Source organism: Providencia sp. PROV150 (assembly GCF_028481025.1).
GTDB lineage: Bacteria > Pseudomonadota > Gammaproteobacteria > Enterobacterales > Enterobacteriaceae > Providencia > Providencia hangzhouensis.
On record NZ_JAMPPJ010000010.1, the window covers coordinates 84,129 to 104,678 of the forward strand.

17 protein-coding genes, 1 tRNA gene and 1 pseudogene are annotated in these 20,550 nt (G+C 38.5%); 9 read left to right on the forward strand and 10 right to left on the reverse strand.

Features of this window, described 5'->3' with window-relative positions:
- Nucleotides 1-36 precede the first annotated feature (36 nt).
- The 5 genes from fruA to folD form a co-directional block, all read right to left on the reverse strand.
- Entirely contained in the window at nucleotides 37-1,731 is a 1,695-nt protein-coding gene (gene fruA, locus PSE83_RS08610; RefSeq protein WP_036958276.1) for a PTS fructose transporter subunit IIBC, read from the reverse strand.
- Nucleotides 1,732-1,742: 11 nt separating this feature from the next.
- The gene (fruK, locus tag PSE83_RS08615) at nucleotides 1,743-2,687 is read right to left on the reverse strand and encodes a 1-phosphofructokinase (protein ID WP_004260245.1); all 945 of its coding nucleotides are present in this window, start codon (nucleotides 2,685-2,687) and stop codon (nucleotides 1,743-1,745) included.
- Nucleotides 2,684-3,844, reverse strand: a complete 1,161-nt coding sequence (gene fruB / locus PSE83_RS08620; RefSeq protein WP_004260242.1) for a fused PTS fructose transporter subunit IIA/HPr protein — start codon at nucleotides 3,842-3,844, stop codon at nucleotides 2,684-2,686. The genes fruK and fruB overlap by 4 nt, the downstream gene beginning before the upstream one ends.
- A 446-nt stretch (nucleotides 3,845-4,290) precedes the next feature.
- On the reverse strand, nucleotides 4,291-4,503 hold the full coding sequence (gene ybcJ / locus PSE83_RS08625; RefSeq protein WP_004260239.1) for a ribosome-associated protein YbcJ: 213 nt from the start codon (nucleotides 4,501-4,503) through the stop codon (nucleotides 4,291-4,293).
- Nucleotides 4,504-4,521: 18 nt separating this feature from the next.
- Nucleotides 4,522-5,379: a bifunctional methylenetetrahydrofolate dehydrogenase/methenyltetrahydrofolate cyclohydrolase FolD gene (folD, locus tag PSE83_RS08630; RefSeq protein WP_004260235.1), complete on the reverse strand. Its 858-nt coding sequence runs from the start codon at nucleotides 5,377-5,379 to the stop codon at nucleotides 4,522-4,524.
- 187 nt (nucleotides 5,380-5,566) lie between these two features.
- Between folD and PSE83_RS08635 the strand changes: the two genes are divergently transcribed.
- A tRNA-Arg gene (locus tag PSE83_RS08635) sits at nucleotides 5,567-5,643 on the forward strand.
- Between the two features lie 21 nt (nucleotides 5,644-5,664).
- Here PSE83_RS08635 and PSE83_RS08640 read toward each other — a convergent pair.
- Nucleotides 5,665-5,942: pseudogene (locus PSE83_RS08640) on the reverse strand (site-specific integrase); the annotation flags it as partial.
- 381 nt (nucleotides 5,943-6,323) lie between these two features.
- Between PSE83_RS08640 and PSE83_RS08645 the strand changes: the two are divergent.
- Complete coding sequence (locus tag PSE83_RS08645; RefSeq protein ID WP_004262443.1) at nucleotides 6,324-6,662, forward strand: hypothetical protein; 339 nt, start codon at nucleotides 6,324-6,326, stop codon at nucleotides 6,660-6,662.
- 212 nt (nucleotides 6,663-6,874) lie between these two features.
- On the opposite strand, the gene PSE83_RS08650 is transcribed toward PSE83_RS08645, so the two are convergent.
- Both PSE83_RS08650 and PSE83_RS08655 read right to left on the reverse strand, forming a co-directional pair.
- The gene (locus PSE83_RS08650) at nucleotides 6,875-7,363 is read right to left on the reverse strand and encodes an isochorismatase family protein (protein ID WP_004262441.1); all 489 of its coding nucleotides are present in this window, start codon (nucleotides 7,361-7,363) and stop codon (nucleotides 6,875-6,877) included.
- 320 nt (nucleotides 7,364-7,683) lie between these two features.
- Nucleotides 7,684-7,962: a hypothetical protein gene (locus tag PSE83_RS08655; RefSeq protein WP_004262440.1), complete on the reverse strand. Its 279-nt coding sequence runs from the start codon at nucleotides 7,960-7,962 to the stop codon at nucleotides 7,684-7,686.
- A gap of 435 nt (nucleotides 7,963-8,397) precedes the next feature.
- On the opposite strand from PSE83_RS08655, the gene PSE83_RS08660 reads away from it, so the two are divergent.
- The 4 genes from PSE83_RS08660 (at nucleotide 8,398) to arsC (ending at nucleotide 11,612) form a co-directional block, all read left to right on the forward strand.
- A complete protein-coding gene (locus PSE83_RS08660; RefSeq protein ID WP_004262438.1) occupies nucleotides 8,398-8,928 on the forward strand; it encodes a GNAT family N-acetyltransferase in 531 nt (176 codons plus the stop codon).
- 484 nt (nucleotides 8,929-9,412) lie between these two features.
- On the forward strand, nucleotides 9,413-9,745 hold the full coding sequence (locus PSE83_RS08665; protein WP_004262433.1) for a metalloregulator ArsR/SmtB family transcription factor: 333 nt from the start codon (nucleotides 9,413-9,415) through the stop codon (nucleotides 9,743-9,745).
- Nucleotides 9,746-9,874: 129 nt separating this feature from the next.
- Nucleotides 9,875-11,164, forward strand: a complete 1,290-nt coding sequence (locus tag PSE83_RS08670; RefSeq protein ID WP_004262431.1) for an arsenic transporter — start codon at nucleotides 9,875-9,877, stop codon at nucleotides 11,162-11,164.
- A 10-nt stretch (nucleotides 11,165-11,174) separates the two neighbouring features.
- Complete coding sequence (gene arsC, locus PSE83_RS08675) at nucleotides 11,175-11,612, forward strand: glutaredoxin-dependent arsenate reductase (protein ID WP_036958507.1); 438 nt, start codon at nucleotides 11,175-11,177, stop codon at nucleotides 11,610-11,612.
- A 137-nt stretch (nucleotides 11,613-11,749) separates the two neighbouring features.
- Here the strand turns inward: arsC and PSE83_RS08680 are convergent, their stop codons facing one another.
- Together PSE83_RS08680 and PSE83_RS08685 are read right to left on the reverse strand one after the other, a co-directional pair.
- Nucleotides 11,750-15,367 carry a response regulator gene (locus PSE83_RS08680; RefSeq protein WP_272660810.1) on the reverse strand — a complete coding sequence of 1,206 codons (3,618 nt, stop codon included), beginning with the start codon at nucleotides 15,365-15,367 and terminating at the stop codon, nucleotides 11,750-11,752.
- Nucleotides 15,368-15,374: 7 nt separating this feature from the next.
- On the reverse strand, nucleotides 15,375-16,001 hold the full coding sequence (locus PSE83_RS08685) for a response regulator (protein ID WP_004262426.1): 627 nt from the start codon (nucleotides 15,999-16,001) through the stop codon (nucleotides 15,375-15,377).
- Between the two features lie 578 nt (nucleotides 16,002-16,579).
- Between PSE83_RS08685 and PSE83_RS08690 the strand changes: the two genes are divergently transcribed.
- From PSE83_RS08690 to PSE83_RS08700, 3 genes are all read left to right on the forward strand, one after another.
- Entirely contained in the window at nucleotides 16,580-17,098 is a 519-nt protein-coding gene (locus PSE83_RS08690) for a fimbrial protein (protein WP_164564847.1), read from the forward strand.
- Between the two features lie 58 nt (nucleotides 17,099-17,156).
- Entirely contained in the window at nucleotides 17,157-17,861 is a 705-nt protein-coding gene (locus tag PSE83_RS08695; protein WP_272660811.1) for a fimbrial biogenesis chaperone, read from the forward strand.
- A gap of 103 nt (nucleotides 17,862-17,964) precedes the next feature.
- Nucleotides 17,965-20,544 carry a fimbria/pilus outer membrane usher protein gene (locus PSE83_RS08700; protein ID WP_136134007.1) on the forward strand — a complete coding sequence of 860 codons (2,580 nt, stop codon included), beginning with the start codon at nucleotides 17,965-17,967 and terminating at the stop codon, nucleotides 20,542-20,544.
- Nucleotides 20,545-20,550: the final 6 nt, after the last annotated feature.

Here is a 20,550-nt window from a genome sequence, read left to right on the forward strand (position 1 = left end):
CCAATTAAGGGGGGAATGAAACTTAAATTGGTGTGATTAAGCGATACTCGCCATTTCTTGTTGAGCTTCTTTAGGTGTTGCTTTTTTGACAATGGCATAAAGCACACCTGAAACCACCGTACCAGCCACTATCGCGAATAAATACATCAATACATGATTAATAGCTCCGGGTATTAACAGCACAAATAAACCACCGTGAGGTGCCATTAGCTGAATACCAAAGTACATGGATAGCGCCCCTGTTATTGCGCCACCAATAATGCAAGTAGGAAGAACACGAATCGGGTCTTTGGCGGCAAATGGGATTGCACCTTCTGAAATAAAACATAAACCGAGAACAAAAGAGGCTTTACCCGCTTCGCGTTCAGCAGGTACAAATTTATGTCGTGCTAATAGTGTTGCAACACCCATTGCCAGCGGTGGCACCATCCCCGCTGCCATAATTGCCGCCATTGGTGCATAGGTTTGTGAACTTAATAGACCGACACCAAAGGCATATGCCGCTTTATTGACAGGGCCTCCCATATCCGTACACATCATCGCCCCTAAAATTGCGCCTAAGATCACCGCATTAGTCGTCCCCATGGTATTTAGCCAGTTAGTTAGCCAATCCATTAACCACGCTACAGGGTGACCAATAACATAGATCATGGCTAAACCCGTAAATAAAGTGGAAATGAGTGGCACGATTAAAATTGGTTTTAACGCTTCCATAGTTTGTGGCAATTTTAATCGGGTGCTAATAAAGTGAGCACTATAACCCGCAAGGAAACCGGAAATGATCCCGCCTAAGAAACCGGCGCCTAAAGTGGTTGCAAGTACCCCACCGACTAAACCTGGGGTTAAACCCGTTCTGTCGGCAATGGAATAGGCGATATAACCGGATAACACGGGGACCATTAAGGCAAGGGCAGTTTGCCCGCCAATGAGGCTAAGCGCCCAAGCCAGTGATCCTTCTACATTGGATGCATCTAAGCCAAATGCAAATGAAAGCGCAGTACATAATCCCCCAGCGACAACCATGGGGAGCATATATGATACCCCGGTAAGTAAGTGTTTATATACTCCGCGTTTTTCGTTGGATTGGCTTGATTGTGATGAATTTTTTCCATTTTGTGGTGTGAATATATTCGCTTCTTTTACTGCTCTATCCATTTCTTGTGCTGTTTTCTTCAATGCGGCACTGGTGGAGGTGCGGTACATGGGTTTCCCCGTAAACTTATCCACATTGACTTCGATATCAGCTGCGACAATGACTAAGTCAGCTTGTGCAATTTCTTCTGGCGTAATTTCATTCCCAACCCCGACAGAACCACGGGTTTCAACTTTGATATTCCAGCCGCGTTTTTTTGCTTCAGCTTCAAGTGCTTCTGCAGACATATAGGTGTGCGCAACCCCTGTAGGGCACGCTGTAACGGCTAATACAGAGTACGATTTCGTGTGCTGTGGCTCACTGATGTGTTGCTCACAAAGTGCGGCTTCGTGAATTGCGGATGTTAGGAATTCAGCAGGTTGCCTAACAGCGATATCGGGGTGACCGAAATAGATTTTTTTATCTGCACAATTAAAATTTTCAGGTAACTCGGTATCAAAACAAATCACAACATCTGCATCAGTAAGTTGTTCAGTGAAGGTGATATTTTGTGAGGCAGATATATTCTTTAAAGCATCGATGGCTAGCCAGCAAATAGCAGGGCCTTGCTGGTGGCTTGGAGCGATTAATATTTTCATGTTTTTTATCCTCATTCAGCCGTAAACGGTTGTAAGTCAACCTTTGTCATCATATGTGCAAGTTGTGCTCGGTCAGTGATACCGACATTAGGTTGAGAGACTGCGAGCGCGGAGATAGCGGTAGCTAAGCGTAGTGTGTGCTCACTTGTTTGCCTCATCATTAACCCATAAATTAATCCACCAACCATTGAATCCCCTGCGCCAACGGTACTAATAACGTCACATTCAGGTGGTTTAGCAAACCAAGCGCCTGATGAATTGACCCACATAGCGCCTTTTTCGCCTAAAGAAACTACTACATGCGCAATACCTTGTTGGCGAAGTTGATTCGCGGCATCAACGATATCTTGATGAGTTGGGAGCGGTTTGCCTGCCCAAATTTCAAGTTCACGATGATTAGGTTTTACTAACCAAGGAGAAGCTTTGAGCCCAGCGACAAAGGCTTCGCGGCTACTATCAAAAATGACACACATACACTGTTCTCTAAGGCGTAACATCCATTGAGTAAAGTCTTTTAAATCAACTCCTTGAGGCAAGCTCCCACTGACGCAAATCATATCAAACTGACCTGCCCAGCTAAGTGAGTCGGTGACGAAACGTTGCCAGTCCGCTTTAGTGACACTGAAGCCTGAGAAGTTAAAATCGGTAACTTCGCCGGTGTGCTCTGTCAGTTTCACATTGATACGGGTGCGGCCTTCAACAACTTGAAAGCGGTTAGCAATTCCTGTTTCGCTGAAAGCTTTTTGGAAACCATCTTGGTTTTCTTTGCCCAAAAAACCACCAACAGTGACATCAATCCCTAAATTTTTAAGTACTTTGGCCACATTTATGCCTTTTCCAGCGGCATGAAGCCCAGCCGTTTTGACTAAATTCACATCACCTCGATGAATATCAGGTAATAGCCCAACCAAATCATAGGCGGGGTTCAAAGTGATAGTGGCGACTCTTCTGCTCATGCGATTTCTTCTCCAAGACCTGAATTAATTGCCTCACCGATGGTAACGATGGCTTCTTGTGCATCTATGCCTTCTGCGTGAATTCGTAAACGGTGCCCACATTTAGCGCCTAAACTAACAATTTTCATTAAGCTACGGCCATTTACGGGAGTAGTAGTACCATCAAGATTACTGACGGTAATCGTGCTTTTGAATTGCTTAATGGTGGTAACTAACTGGGTGCTAGGGCGCGTATGTAACCCATGTGGATTAAGAATGGTGAAGTCCTGAGTGATTCCAGATGTACTCGTATCCGATGATTCGTTTTCTGCGTGTGAGTTTTCACTGCGCAATAAACCAATTAGGCTGTTAACGTTACCATCATCGGAAATTAGATTTACTTCTTTATTTTTCAATAACTCATTAATTTTTATTAAAAAAGACTCTATTTGATAGTTGGCATAAGAAAGGGTGATCAGGGCATTGACTGGGTTATCTTGATAGTTAAATGGTTTTTTTACGGTCGCTATTGCAATTGCATTCTGAATATTTCCAATAGGGCTATCACTTAACCAAATACCTTGACCTAAATATGAAGGTGTTTGAGTGAGAACTTGGGTAATGAAGTCGGTGCTAACAGCTTGGGCGTTTTGTAGGTTAATAATATTCTGTATTTTTAATGTGTTTATATTATCAACACTGGCATTAACGGTGACCATAGAGTCATCAAGTTTCACCGGTTGAGTTTGGCGTTCACCCATTAGAAGTTGTTTTAAGGCTTCGGGAGTGTTTGCTTTGGCCATTGCATCCGCTGTGTGTTCATCACTGATTATATGGGTTAATTGACGAAGTAATTCGAGATGTTCGTTTGATTGAGCGGCAATGCCAATAACAATATAAGCAGTTTGGTTATCACCCCAATCAATACCATCAGGGAATTGGAAAACAGCAAAACCTGTTTTCAACACTTGGTCTCGTGTCTCTGTTGTCCCGTGTGGGATAGCGATGCCATTTCCTAAAAAGGTAGGAGCTTGGGTTTCTCGGTTAAGCATCCCTTGCGCATAACCGCTTTTTGCATAGCCAGCATTTTCTAATGCTTTAGCGACTTGTTCTATTGCATTTTTTTTATCAGATGCAGCAGCTGCAAGGTGGATATCACTTATTGGTAAGTTAAACATAATTTCTCCTGATTATTATTTATAGACGGATCAGCCAGAAGACTTGCAAGCGGACCTGATTATTTGTTAATCATGTTATCGTTAACAAGATTAGCTGAATCGTTTAGTCTTGTCTATGCAGTTAAGGTGTGAAATACAAAAAATGAGATCTAAGTTAAATTTTTTTAAGGGGTGATTTTCGCATTTTTTATCTGTTTTAAGTTAAAGCTGAAGTGGTTGCTGAAGGTTTTTATTTATATAAAACAATAAATTAGCTTTTCAATATATTTGATTGCTTAAATGCTTAATACAGTAAAAATGATTTAAAGAAAAAATTCTTCTAGAACTTCAAAATGGCTTTGTCAGTCTTGTAATAAATCAGAATATTTTGAATCAAAGGGAGGGGGAGTGCATTGTTGATTCTAGAAAGGAGGTAAGCTGAAATTTTTCAGCTTACCTAATTGTATCTATTCTACAACTTTGATTTTTTCGCTGCCCATTGAAACGATTTTACCCGCTACAATTTTACAGCGTTTGCGTGTTTCGACCACGCCATCAACTTCAACTAAGCCATCTGCAATCATGGCTTTTGCCATTGCACCGCTTTCAGCCCAGCCTTCAATTTTTAGCAAATCACACAGTTCGACGTGTGGATGGCCATTTAAATTGAATATATCCATGATAACTCCAAAATTACATTAAATATCGTGGTACTCTTCACATGCCTGAAAGGTGTTTTGAATTAAAGTTGCAACAGTCATTGGGCCAACACCACCAGGAACTGGGGTTATCCAAGCGGCGTTTTTCGCGGCTTCGTCAAAATCGACATCCCCTGTGACTTTGCCGCTCTCTAAACGATTAATACCGACATCGACCACAATCGCCCCAGGTTTAATCCATTCACCAGGAATAAAATTGGGTTTCCCCACAGCGACGACAACTAAATCAGCATGGCGAACATGGTGTTCTAAATCTTTGGTAAAGCGATGCGTTACTGTTGTGGTGCAACCTGCTAGCAGAAGCTCTAGGCTCATTGGACGACCAACAATGTTGGATGCGCCAATAATGACGGCGTTTAAACCATAAGTGTTGATACCGCAACGCTCAAGTAGAGTAACAATCCCTTTGGGAGTGCATGGACGAAGGCGTGGCGCACGTTGGCACAAGCGACCAACATTATAGGGATGAAAACCATCGACGTCTTTGTCTGGATGAATGCGCTCAATGACTTTGACGTTATCAATACCCGCAGGTAATGGAAGTTGAACTAAAATTCCATCAATTTCAGGATCTTGGTTTAAATCATCAATTAGCTTGAGTAATTCAGCTTCTGTCGTTGTATCTGGTAAATCATAAGAACGTGAAATAAAACCGACTTCTTCACAAGCACGGCGTTTGCTGCCGACATAGATTTGTGAAGCTGGGTTAGCGCCGACTAAAATAACGGCAAGACCGGGAGCACGTTTTCCCTGTTCTAAACGTAATTGTACTTTTTGGGCAACTTCCTGCCTAATTGTCTGCGCAATCGTTTTCCCATCAATAATTTTTGCTAACATCTGTAACTTAATCCATATATGAGACACGGTAATGGCTCTATTTTGTCAGAAGTTAGCGCCCTTGTCAGTTCAAACTATTACATAAAATGAGCATATAGTTATTTTAGTAGCGAAAAGCCATTGACTCAGCGCTCAGCAACCGTATAATTCAACGCCATCAGCCAGATAGGCTGCCCGCATTATCAATGCGCCCTTAGCTCAGTTGGATAGAGCAACGGCCTTCTAAGCCGTAGGTCACAGGTTCGAATCCTGTAGGGCGTACCATTAATTTTCAATCAATTACTATCATTTAAAATTCTCCACTTTTGCTAACTGGGACGTATTTGGGACGCAAGTACCGAAAATCGTGTCTATTTGCTTCGCATGTTCAGTTAAATGATTAGGTGCTAAATGAGCATATCTTCTCACCATGTCAACCGATTTCCAGCCGCCCATCTTTTGTAGAACTGAAAGCGGGACGCCAGACTGAATCAACCAATTCGCCCATGTATGCCGGAGATCATGAAATCTGAAATCTTCAATTCCAGCTTTTTTAATCCTGCATACCAAGCGTTATTATCATCAACTTGCTAGGGGTATTGCTGGTTATTGCCTGAAATCTGTATCTATCCTAGTATTTGTTTTCTATACAACTGGAGGGGGTGATATACATAATTGGCTTGGGTACTTAATATATTTCTCTATTATATTCGCTATAGCAAAATGCACTATGACTATAGCTCCAAATGCCAACATTCCAGGATGATGTTTTATCAATGAAAAATGGAGATTTTCAATGAAACCATGGAATCCTTGGGTTGGGATGACGGTGTTAGTCGTAATCATATTTCTAATAACGCATTGCACTTTGACTATGTTCCCAGGCTATGTGCCTCCAACTAATTAACTTTAATTTGCACTTCCGCTAAGCTAACATGACTGAAACTAATTGACGGGATGGTGAGATGAAAGGATACATAGTTGCTAGCTTGTTAATGATTGCCTGCTCTGGTTTTTATGCACATTCTAGTAATGGTATTGACCCATTAGTAGCAGATGGAAAAAGGTCTAATTATGGTGATTGGGATTTTCTTTATGCTGAAAAAATGAACTATGATTTATGTAAGCTATCAGTAGAGGCTATTTATACATCTGGCGCAATCGATCATAAATTGACATCAATAACTCATTTTGAAAACGCGCACACATTAATAACACAGACACCAAAACATGTAGTTAGGATTGATTGCAACGGACATGGTGGAAATATAATGATATTGACCGCTGATTATATTGTTCAATAGTTAATCTAGCATTAAGAGACTCTGAAATTAGTGGCTCGTCACTGGCTGGCAATACTCTAATAATGCCCATGAGATAAAAGTAACCACAATGCAGATAAGTATTGCGATACCTGCAGGACAATTTGGTCCTCTGAATAAATATCAATAAGTTACAGCAAAGAAAATAGAAAGAAAGCTACGAGTACGTAGCTTTGGTGAGTATTTATAGTAATTTAAATAACATTCGTTATTCTAGATAAGCCCCTCAGTGCTACAGCATGAATTACAGGTGAGACGCTTGTACAGCAGTTACCTAATACTGATAATTTATATTTTTTTGCTTGTTCAGAAATAGCAGTAAATAGGACGCAATTTTGAGTCATCATCCCGCATAATTCGATATGGTTAATATTATGGGTTATAAGCAAGTCATTGAGATTTGTTTCATCAAAGGAATTACCATGCTTTTTAGTCACAATCAAATGGCCTGGAGATAAGCTAGTGAGTTTAGAGATAAGTTCACAACCATCTGTTGTTTCATCAAAAAAAACGGCTCCTTGTGGTGATAAGTGTTGAATAAAAATCACAATATCACCAGTTCTTTCATACTCTGAAATTTTATTGGATATATGCTCCAAAGTAGTATCAATATTCCATAAGGGAAACCGACCATCAGAAAGATAGTCATTTTGTGCGTCAATGACAATTAATGCCTTGTCCATAATGCCTCATTGATTTTAGTTAAGTTCTATTTGAATATGAAATAGGACGATAGAAATTACAATAATTTTTTAGTGTTAAATATCAATTATAATCGGCAAGATTACAGCAAGGGTTAAGCCAATAACGGTGAGGTTACGCTAAGGTTTAAAGAGATCACAGTGATCGTTAGTAATAAAAACAATGTGTTGCTGCCTATTGCCATTGGTCACTGAAACGATGACCAATTATCATTATTCTGGTTTTGTGACAAAATTAAGCATTATCAATAGATTATATCTACATGCGGTATAATCCCGCATGTGGTCTACTGCAAACTATCTTATTGTGTTTTATCTATTTCATTAATTCTCTTTAAAGCACGAGAGATTACGTTATTAGCGTATTCCATTGAGCTAAGGTAGATAATATTATTTTTATCAAATCCCGTTCTGTTAAATTGAAACCTTAGACCTGGAGTGTAAATGAGCAGTTTTGCATTTTGAGAAATTAATTTTTCTATGTCTGACTCTGTATTATCAGGGTAAACTTCCCAATCTAAGTTAATTTTGTTTATCTTATTTTGTAGGGTTGAAACATAGTTATCAACTGTATAACCCATGGGAACGCTGTTCTTCCAAGTGTAGGGCTTCGGCTATAGATTAAATAAATTTTATTCTTTTCCATTTCGCTCCCTAAGATAAATCCCATATATGAAAATGATTATTATACTCATTAATGTAGGTGTCAATTTTATTGTTACCGTCACTTGTTTAGTTTTAGTTACTTAGATATAGCTACGAGCTTATGACCTGTCAGAAAGAAAACAATGTAATCGCTACAGGCACTATGGGTGGTTTAATGGTTATCAGCTAACAGGAGCGCGGATAGCTACCTACCTTTAACTGACCCTCTTTAAGATGACCAGATCATTTGCTCCGAAGTTACCGAGGCAATTTCAAATATATCTATAAAATTTTAGTTACTTGTGTGCTCAATTAATTCATAGTTAATCTACTAACTTGTTGTGCAATGACACACTTATTGAGGCGCAAATATGATTATACGTTGCTATAGTGGCAAAATAAGCGATAACAAAATAGATGAGCTGACCAATTTATTGTATAGATGCGTCCTTGGTGGGGCTAGTGTTGGGTATACTGACGCAAAAGCTCAAATAGAGGATATGAGAAATTATTGGGTTGGTGTTAATCACTCTTTATCAACAAGTAATTTTAAGCTGATCTCAGTAGAGGTAGACAATAAAATTGTTGGTGTCGTTGGGCTTGAGCTATGCATAAAACCAAATGGTAAACATCGAGGGGAAATTTGTAAGTTATTGGTGTTACCTGATTACAGGCGCAAAGGGCTAGCAAGGAGACTAATGCTAGCGGCTGAGCAAATAGCATGGGAAACAGGATTGGCACTTTTAACATTAGATACAAATACCAAAGGAATAACTGTTAGCTTATATAGTTCTCTAGGATGGCAGGTTAGCGGTGAAATCCCTGAGTTTGCTCAATCAGTTAATGGTGACCTTGAATCAACTACCTTCATGTTCAAGCTAAAGCCTGAAAATGAAGTTTAAATAAGATTGGTTAATCACTGCCGTCATTTGAAATCGCACTAGTGTTAATTTTACGGTTCCGTTTGAAACGGAGTTGTGGAAAACACGAGTAGGGGGCTGGTTGGAGTTTCATTATCTGCAATAAAAGCTTTAACTGATGATGTTTTTGCAATGTTGGTGGTTTTGGGAAAATAGAAGCTTAAACCTCTTAATTTTTGAGTCATAAAATAAAAAGGGGGCATAATACGAAATTTAATGAATTTAAAGTATTTATAATCAATTGGTTATGGTTTTATATTGAATCTTGTAGGCCTTTAACCCTTCTTCGTTCAACTGACGTCTAGCTATATCAGTTTCTTAAATGTATTGATTATCATGGAAACGCGACTGTTCATCATGCGCCAGTCAGTTAGTGCAAAAAATCAAAGTAGTTCATAAATAATATATGCGATTTGACGTATGTATTATTTATGTGTAATTTAAAGAAAAGATTGAAGAGGTACACATGGAACCATTACAACTGTTTAAAATTTTAGGTGACCAAACAAGGCTCGATATCGTGCTGCTTTTGAAAGCAGCTGGTGAACTGTGTGTGTGTGATATTTATACGGCTTTAAATCTATCGCAACCAAAGACATCTCGGCACTTAGCAATGCTAAGAGAGTCAGGTCTTCTGTTAGATTCAAAGCATGGCAAATGGGTTCACTATCGCTTATCTCCGGCATTACTACCATGGGTAAAAAGCATTATTGATGTCACCTATGCTACAGAGAAAAATAGAGTGTCAGGCTTACTTCAAAGTTTGAATGCAAAAGAGATAAATAATCATTGCTCTTAGTGATTTTTTAACTAAACGCATATGAAAATTCGTATATGTTGATTCAATAAGTATTAAATACATATAGTCGATAAGGCTTATTTTAGAGGAGTAAAAGGTGCACGAAAGCACCTTTTAAATGAGGTTGTTATGTTTATTGCCGCATTCATTTTTATTTTAACGATCACCTTTGTTATTTGGCAGCCCAAAGGACTGGGTATTGGCTGGAGTGCTACAGTCGGGGCTGTATTGGCACTGATCTTTGGTGTGATCAGTTTTCAAGATATCCCGATTGTTTGGAATATTGTGTGGAATGCCACTGCGACATTTGTTGCAGTAATTATTATTAGCCTACTTTTAGATGAAAGTGGTTTCTTCGAATGGGCGGCATTACATGTTGCTAAGTGGGGCGGGGGTAAAGGAAGATTACTATTCAGTTATATCGTGCTACTTGGTGCAACGGTGGCGGCTTTATTTGCCAATGATGGTGCAGCATTGATATTAACGCCCATTGTGATTGCGATGTTATTGGCACTTGGTTTCAACAAAGGTACGACATTGGCATTTGTTATGGCTGCCGGGTTTATCGCAGACACAGCGAGCTTGCCGCTGATTGTTTCGAACCTCGTGAATATCGTTTCTGCGGACTTCTTTAATATTGGATTTACGGAATATGCATCGATTATGGTGCCAGTGGATATTGCAGCAATTATCGCAACGCTCGTGATGTTGCATTGGTTTTTCCGTAAAGATATCCCTAAGCAATATGATGCCACTAAATTGAGTGCACCTGCTTTAGCTATTAAAGACATAACGACGTTTAAAGCAGGCTGGCTTGTATTAGTGTTATTACTTGTTGGTTTTTTTGTCTTAGAGCCTTTAGGTATTCCGATTAGTGCGATTGCCGCTATTGGCGCCTTAATTCTTTGGGTGATTGCGGCCAGAGGCCATACGATTAATACCAAAAAAGTATTACGTGGTGCGCCGTGGCAAATCGTCATTTTTTCCCTAGGTATGTATTTGGTTGTTTATGGCTTAAGAAATGCAGGGCTAACCGATTATCTTTCTGAAACGCTCAATTATCTTGCTGATAAAGGACTATGGGTAGCAACGCTAGGCACTGGATTTATTACGGCATTTTTATCATCCATAATGAATAACATGCCCACGGTATTAATTGGGGCTCTATCCATTGAAGGGAGTGAAGCGACAGGGTTAATTCAACAAGCGATGATTTACGCCAATGTGATTGGTGCAGATTTAGGTCCTAAAATTACGCCAATAGGGAGTTTGGCGACATTGTTATGGCTGCATGTTTTATCACAAAAGAACATGACCATTACATGGGGATATTATTTCAAAACAGGGATTATCATGACTATCCCTGTACTCATTATCACACTCGTTGCGTTAGTGCTTCGACTTTCACTGTTAAATTAAAGGTAACCCAATGAATGAGATTACCATCTACCATAACCCCAATTGCGGTACTTCGCGCAATACCCTAGCCATGATCCGTAATGGTGGGGTTGAGCCAACGATTATTTATTATCTAGAAACGCCACCAACTAAAGATGTGTTAATAAAACTTATTGCCGATATGAAAATTACGGTAAGGGCATTATTACGAAAAAATGTTGAGCCGTATGAGCAATTAAATTTAGAACAAGATAGCTATACTGATGACCAAATTATTGATTTTATGTTGCAATACCCAATATTGATTAATAGGCCAATTGTCGTCACGCCGTTAGGCGTAAAGTTGTGTCGGCCTTCTGAAGTTGTGTTAGATATTTTGCCTCAACCTCTTACAAGTGATTTCATCAAGGAAGATGGTCAAATAGTGATTAGTAATCACCATGTAAAACACAAAAAAGAATTAGGTTAATTAGTTTAAAATCTAAGAAAGTTGAGTGTTTTATCTATGTAATTAAATAAAACTTGTTCTAGGGAACACAATACAACTAACTATTATTCACGTTAGCTATCGGTTCCCTATTTTCTTGCTAATCATCTCATGGAAATCTAGCTCTGAAGTGGCATAGTGATATACATTTCAATAGCTTGATTTAAAGTTTTGATTGATCGCATTGTTTGGTTAAATTGTAATATTACTTCATCAGATGTATTACCAGTAAGGAAGTACTCTTCTAGTAATTTACATTCTAATGCGATTTTTTTAGCACCAATAATTTGGCTAGAACCTTCTAAACGATGACAATAATGTGCTAAATTAAGCCAGTCTTGTTTTTCGAATAAGCGTTCTGCTTGCTGTATATCTTCTATATTTTCTTGAAGACTCGTTTGAAGTAATTTATTTAATAACTGTTGGTCATCCTGAGTCAACTGCATTAATGCATCTAAATTAATTAAACTATTTAACATTGGTGGAATGGGCTCTTCTGTATCTTCTTCTATTTGTTGAAGGGTGCAGCGTAATAGCAGGGCTTCAATCTGAGATAGACGTAAAGGTTTAAATAGGCAGTCATCCATACCCGCCTCTATACAGCGTTGGCGTTCTTCTTGCCTTGCATCTGCAGTTAATCCAATAATAATTAGAGTTTGGGGGGATATTTCCCGTAGTTGCCGAGTTAATTCTAACCCATCAATATCAGGCATATTACAATCGGTAATTACTATGTCTATTGCATTTTTTTTCCATAATTCGAGGGCTTGTTTCCCGCTCTTTGCTTCAGTGACATGATGACCAAATCTTGTTAATTGACGTACTAATAGCAGGCGATTTGCAGGATGGTCATCAACGGCAAGTATTCGTAAGCGTTTATTATTTTTTGTGGTCTTATAAAGTGTCGGAAGCGAAACTCTAGTGTTTTTACGATGCTTGACGGGGATATCTATTAAAAATTGAGTGCCATGCCCTAATTGGCTGTATAATGTAATAGTCCCATTCATCATGGATATAAGTTGCTTACAAATAGCTAAGCCAAGACCTGTTCCTTTATGTTTACTGCTTGATTCAGCTTGGGTATAGGGGGAGAAAATCAATTCTTGTCTGTTCTCTTCAATTCCCATTCCTGTATCAGAAATAATGATCCTTAAAATATTTTCCTCATGGTTTTGGGGGAGATAATTAATGATAACTTCAATAGTTCCTTCGGTAGTAAATTTAATAGCGTTGTTAAGTAGATTGGAAATAACTTGACGTAGTCGAAAAGCGTCAATATATATTTCATCAGGATGGATAGCATTAAGATGATAATGTAGAGAAATACCTTTTTGTTTAGCTAATCCTTCAAATAAACGGACAACGGGAGTTGCTAATTCATTACTTTTTACCCACTCAGGGACGAGTTCCAGTTTTCCTGATTCAATTTTTGCCATATCTAAAATATCGCCTATAAGTCCCATCAATGATAATGCGGACTCATACGGTATTTGAATTGATTCTGTTATATCATCTTGCTGATTTTTATTCGTGGCGGCTAATTCTAATAACCCAATAATTGCGCTGATATGGGTACGAATTTCATGGCTCATGATAGCAAGGAAATTGCTTTTTGTTTGGCTTGCATGTTCTGCGCGTTGGCGAGCACTAGAGAGCTCGATAAGGAGCTGTTCATGTTCAGTTATATCTTGCCAACTACATATAAGGCCAGAGATATTGCCTTGATTGTCTCTATATGCGACGGCTTGATGCACTATGACCCTTTCACCCATTCTATTTTTTATTTGATAACGTTTAGGCGGAGAAACTAGCCTATTAGGCTCATCGAAAAGAGAATGAAATTCTTGATAAATTGTCGATAGCGGGTGTTGTTGTGATGTCAATGAAAGTTGTTTTATGTTTTCATTATCAGGGCTGAAAAAACTCTCCCATGCTGAATTACTATTTATTATTGTTCCGCTTTTATCAATGACATAAATAGGAACAGGAGTACCATTATAAAGAGTTTCTAAGAATATAGCCTGTTCTTGTAAGCGTTTTTGTGTATATTTTCTTAATCGAATTTCACGATGTAAATAATAATTCCATATTAAAGACGTAATAATAAGAATAGTGGCAATGCAAGCTAATGTGTAGAACTCGGTGCGGTATACTGTCCATGTATCCATTTTAACATCTGGTGAGCCTAGCCATTTATTAGTTAATACTGATATATCTCTCGGCGGAATAGATGCAATCGCTTTATCTAATATGCTATATAACTCAGGCTGGTCACGTCCTACGGCAAACGATATATAAGCTGTATCCTCGCTTAATTGTTCGCTGATTTTTAATCGACTACGAAAATATCGGTCAATCATATAGTGAGCGCTGATAAGATTCTCGATGGTACCATCTACTTTTCCTTCATTGACCATTTGCAAAGCAGTATAGGTATCTTTAGCTTCAACTAATTCCACTTGAGGATAGTTCTTTGTTAGCCAGTCGTGAATTGCATTGTCAGGGGTAATCGCAAGTTTTGCTGTCTGAGCAATTTTTTTGTGGGCTAATGGCGTGTCTCTAACAATTAAAACAAATGGGGGAAGAACATAAGGACGAGTAAATAGTAATTTTTTATCATTTCTTGAATTTTTTGTAATTGAAGCAATGAAATCCCCTTTATTTTTTTTCAATAAAGCAATCTCATCTTTTTCAGAGCTTGCTTCAATGACTTTAAAATTAATATTTGTTTTGAAATGGATGAGATTAAGTATATCTGCAGAAAGGCCATGAAATTGTTTTTGTGAGTCAAAAAATGTGAAGGGGGCATTTAGTGAATTAATGACGACCTTTAACTCGTTGTGTTGTTTTAGCCAATCTATTTCCTTTTGTGTGAATACCACAGATTGTTTTAGCGCCCATAAATCGGGTTTTGAACTCCAATGATGAAAAATAATATCATGCTGAGCTAATGATATTGAGCTTAAAATGATATCCACAGTACGCTTTAATTGCGCATTTTTAGGATGGAAGAGAAAGACTGGGCCAATATTTTCATTAGAGAAAATCTCAGCAGTGGATAATGTTGTTGCATAGTGGCGTTCAAGTAAAAAATTAGCCACGATCATTCTGCCTAGGAAATAATCATTTTCACCAAATGCGACGGAAGATAACGCATTTTGCGGTAAAGGAAAACGTTCAATTTTAGCATCAGGAAAATATTTTTTGATCCATTCATTGCTTGGATAGCCTTGAACGGTAGCAATACGAGCACCATGAGGTATGGGATGCTTGTTGGACATTGCCGCTTTTCGTGAAATAAGTACAGGATAATCAGGGATATATGGAGCACTTTTGAGAAAACCATAGCTCTCGTTTCTTTGTCTTTTGCCATCATCAGCTAACATATCTATCTCGCTATTGAGCAGGCCCTGTAATGCCATATCTCTATCGGGATAGTAGATGATTTTGAAACGCAAACCTAAGTTACGCATGATGGTCATAATGCTATCTGCAGAAATCCCTTTATAAATTCCTGATTCTAATACTAAATCAAAGGGGGGGTTATTAGGAGCGTAGACACCAATCGCTAATTCTTGTTTTTCTCCTAGCCATCTCCAATCATAATCACTTAATTCAAATTTTGATGGGAGAATTTCAATTTGGCTATAAAGTCTGACTTCATAAGGTTGAAATGCAGAAAATGAGCAAGGAAACAGACCAATAAGCAAGCAAACTATTAGGATTAGGTTACGCATCGATATATTAATCCAAATTATTGCGTTGAATAAAGTCGTATAGCTCTGCAATATTATGAAGATCTAATTTAAGCATTAGTCGTCTTTTATAAGTGCTAACAGTTTTATCGCTGATGCGCATTTGTTGTGCAATGTTAATGCTTTTCATCCCTTTAGCCAGTAAATGTAAGACTTGTAGTTCTTTTGTGGAGAGCTCGGCGATTTTTTGTTTGTCATTAAGATGATTACTAGGGGAAGCATCCATTTTATTCAGATTAAGTGGAAAGTAGCCATATCCATTTCTAATCGCATGAATTGCGACATGTAGTTCGGTTAAGTTATTGCGTTTGCTAATAAAACCACTGGCACCGACACTTGCACAGCGACGAATGTAATGGTCATCATCTTTTGCAGATAACACAAGAAGCCCTCCCGTGTAGTTATTTTTACGCAATCGCTGCATGACATCAATCCCATTAAGTGATGGGATATCTATATCTATCATGATTAAGTCGGGAGAGAGAGTTTTAGCAAGTTGGATAGCTTCATGGCCATCAGCGGTTTCCCCTACAATGGTCATGTCATCTTTTTCTAATAGTATTCTTACAGCAAGCCGTGCTACTGGATGGTCATCGACTATCAGTACTGTTTTCATGTTTTTCCCTTTCTGGCTAGTAAATTAAAGCGCGATGAACATAGGTGCAGGTGCCAAATGAAAAATTAATTGTTTTTTTATTAGTTTAATGAGCGTTTGAATTTGCTGCAATGTATATTTTTGTAATATTTATCTGTCATAAATTTAATAATTAACTTACATAAATTGCTTTTTTGTCTTATTACATTTTATGGCTATTCCTCTCAAAATACACCTATGCACTGTGGCTGTGTTCAGATGTCTCTACTGTTTTATGGAAAATACAATAGAGCCTTCAATTTTTAATAATTAGATTAGCCTAAACTAAACCTAGGAGGTGAATGATATAATTTTAATAGATAATAACGATCATGGAAACTAACTTTACGAAACTATGTTTTTCTCTATTTCACTACATAGAGTGTACCTAGCTATTTCTATTTGACAGATTAATAGCATAAGGATTAATAAGTTAATGGATTAAACAGGTACCATAGACATTAATGGGAATTAATGTGGTAGTGATAACCATAATATATTAATAAATTAAATATTTTAACACTGGGTTATATATTGATTCAGTAAAAAAGGAATTAGAAATGAAAAAGATTATTGCTACTGCTATTTTTGCTGCGCTTTGTGTTGGTCAAGTTGCTAATGCTAAAGACGGTACAGTTAAATTCGTAGGTGATATCGTGACTGCACCATGTGAGGTAGCACAGAACTCTTGGGACCAAACTGTTCAAATGGCTCAAGTTAAAACAGCTGCATTCGCAGATGCAGGAGCTAAATCAGCGGATAAAAAATTCCAAATTAGCTTGCTGAATTGTGATGTGGCTCAATTCAAGAATGTTGCAGTTTCATTCGCGGGCCAAACTAACGGAGATGACGCAACTCTTTTAGCACTTGATGGCGGCCAAGGCGCAGCTGAAAACGTTGGTGTGGCAATCTATGATGGTAAAGGTAAAAAATTGGCTTTAGGTACAGCAACAGCTGATACTGCATTACAAGTTGGCTCAAATACTCTTTACTTCTCAGCAGCTTATGTTTCTACTAAGAAAGATGTGAAAGCGGGTTCTGCTAATGCAACAGCAGACTTCAACCTGACATATAAATAATATTGATTTCCTTCAGGCCACTATGTTGGTGGCCTGCTTTTTGTTCGAAGGGGATGTAATGATTCTTAATAGCCTTTTTATTAATAAGTTAGTACTTGTTTTTTTACTCATGTGTTTTAGTTTCTCTATTTATGCTGCTGGTGGTGTTGTTGTTGGTTCCACCCGTGTTGTATTTGATGGCTCAAAGAAAGAAGCTAATCTTAGTTTAAAGAATAATAATGATAAAAGTACTTATTTAATTCAGTCTTGGGTTGAAGATGCCTCAGGAAATAATAAGACTCCATTTATTATAACGCCGCCACTTTTTAAACTAGACCCTGTTAAAGAAAATATGTTGCGTATTGTACGTGCTGGTGGAAATTTACCTGAAGATCGTGAGTCGGTTTATTATGTCAATGTAAAAGCTATTCCTCCCGCTCCAGCTGAAGAAAGTGCTAATACTTTACAACTAGCAATTAAAACTAGAATGAAATTATTCTATAGACCTGCTGGCTTGAAAGGTAACCCAATGGATTCCTATAAGGCTTTAGTATGGAAAAAAGAGGGTGATAGCTTGCGTATAGTTAATAATACACCTTTTTCTGTCACATTAAGTGAAGTGAAAGTGAATGGTAGTGAAATAGATAAAGTCGACCTTGTCCTGCCAATGAGCAGTACTACCTATAAACTGCCATCAAAAGTAAATATAGGTGCTCAGGTAGTGTTTACAACTATCAATGATTATGGCGGCACTTCTGAATTGCAAAAAGCAATACTTCAATAAACAAGCAAAATATTAAATAAAATAATAACGTTTTAATGCATTTTATTATTGATTTTTTATAGGGAATTTTTTGCGCAATATATTTATTAGAGGGAACGAGGGAATGAACAAAACACGATATAGAAAGAATTTTTTGGCCTTCTCTTGCATTACATTGGGAATATTTAGCGCCTATCCTGTTTTAGCCAAAGAATTGTTTAACTCTCAATTTTTAGAAAATATTAATAGTAATAGCGTTGCGGATTTTTCTTTATTATCAAAAGGTGATGTAGACCAATTGCCTGGTGAGTATTTGGTTGATATTTATGTTAATGAACAATCAGTAGCGAAACAGAATATAAAATTCAGTACCAGAGAGAATAAAGCAAGCTATTCATCTGATAGCGTAGCACTTGAGCCTTGCATTTCATATGAGCAACTAGAAGCTTACGGTGTACGTGTTGAAGCTTTTCCACAGTTAGCACAATATGGAAAGGATCCCGTTCAATGCAAGCCATTCTCGGCTTTTGAGAAAATTATCCCTTATGCATCATCTCATTTTGATTTTAATCAACAGAGATTGTATTTAAGCTTTCCACAAGCATCTTTGACCAATTTAGCAAAGGGAACGATTGATCCGTCAATGTGGGATGAAGGGATCCCCGCACTACTAACAAACTATAGCTTTACAGGGAGTAACTCGACGAACACAGGCAGTCATATTAGTGATAAGTCGAGTGATAGCTATTTTTTGAGTTTACGTTCTGGGCTTAACGTGGGGGCATGGCGCTTACGCAATTATTCAACGTGGAACAGTAGTAATGGTAATAATAGTTGGAGAAATATTAATACCTATCTCCAGCGGTATATTGTTCAGTTGAAGTCGCAAATAATTATGGGTGATACCTATACACCTGGCGATATTTTCGACAGTGTACAGATTCGTGGTGCACAAATCGGTACCGATGATGACATGCTAGCGGATAGCCTGAAGGGCTATGCACCCGTGGTGCGTGGGATTGCGCGTACTAATGCGACGGTGACGATTAAGCAAAACGGATATACCGTTTACCAGAGCTATGTGGCTCCTGGCCCATTTGCTATCACTGATTTGTATCCAACTGCCGCGAGTGGAGACCTTGAGGTAGAAATAAAAGAGTCGGATGGAACAATCCAGAGCTTTATTCAACCCTTTGCGAGTGTGCCTGTTTTGCGTCGTCAAGGGCAAATTAAGTACGCATTTTCAGCGGGGCAATATCGTAATGGCCACAGTAGCCAGCGACCATTTATAACGCAGGGCTCACTTGTTTGGGGGATCCTAAATAGCTTGACCGCTTATAGTGGTGTGCAAGTTGCAGAACGCTACCGTTCTCTGGTACTAGGGATTGGTCAGAATATTGGCGATTTTGGTGCATATTCTTTTGATATTACGACAGCTCATAGTGAAGATGTAACACGATATGGTAATGGTTCTACAGGCCAATCTTATCGCTTACTGTACTCTAAATCTTTTGCAAATACGGGAACGGACTTTCGTTTATTAGGATACCGTTACTCAACGGAAGGGTTTTATACCTTCCAAGAAGCCGTTGAGCGTCGATATCAAGATTGGGATCTCGCAGATGATAGCCGCTATTCTTATCACCGACGCTATCGCCTTGAAGGAACATTAACACAGCAGCTAGGTAAAGACTTAGGGTCTATCTATTTTTCTGCTAACCGACAAGATTTCTGGAAAGGGCAAGGTAAGCAAACTCGATTGCAAGTAGGTTATAACAATAGCTGGGGTCCTTTAAATTACGGCATTTCATATAGTCGAGCAACATATCCAAACCAAAGAGAGACAGACCAAATATTCAGCTTCAATGGTTCATTTCCGCTCTCTGCGTTATTACCTAACACATGGGCGACCTACAATATGGTTAGCCAGCGCCATGGGCCAACAACTCACCAAGCGGGGATATCAGGCACATTACTTGATGACAATAACCTAAGTTATAACGTGCAACAAAGTTATGGTACTAAGGGGAAAGGTAATGGTGGTAGTGCAAGTCTTAATTACCGAGGCGGCTACGGTAATATGAACTTTGGTTATAACTATAGTAAAGATTCTCGGCAGTTAAATTATGGTGTTGAAGGTGGTGTTTTAATCCATGGGGATGGTGTAACACTTTCCCAACCAATTAATGAAACTGCAATTTTAGTGAAAGCTTCAGGTGCTGCAAATACCAATGTTACAGGCTATACCGGTGTTAAAACCGACTGGCGGGGTTATGCCGTATTGCCTTTTGCTCAAGCCTATCGATTTAACCATGTTGAGTTAGATACAAAAACATTGGGTGACAATGTGGAATTACAAGAAAGTGCTAAGAGTGTTGTGCCGAGTAAAGGGGCGATTTCTAGAGTTGAGTTTATTACTCAGATAGGGTACCGAGCTTTAATCACACTAAAACATAAAAATGGCACAGTGATACCTTTTGGTGCATCTGTACAGTTAGTTCAAAACAACGGGAAAGCGGTTAATAGCTCCATAGTAGGAGAAGGTGGACAGTTATTTATGAGTGGGTTACCAGAAAGCGGCAAACTGGAAGTTAAATGGGGACGTCAGGCAGCACAAAGTTGCTTTGTTAATTACCAACTACCTGTCAATTCAAAGAGTAAAGATACTATTGGCATTATTCAAACTCAAGCCGTATGCCAGTAATTAGGG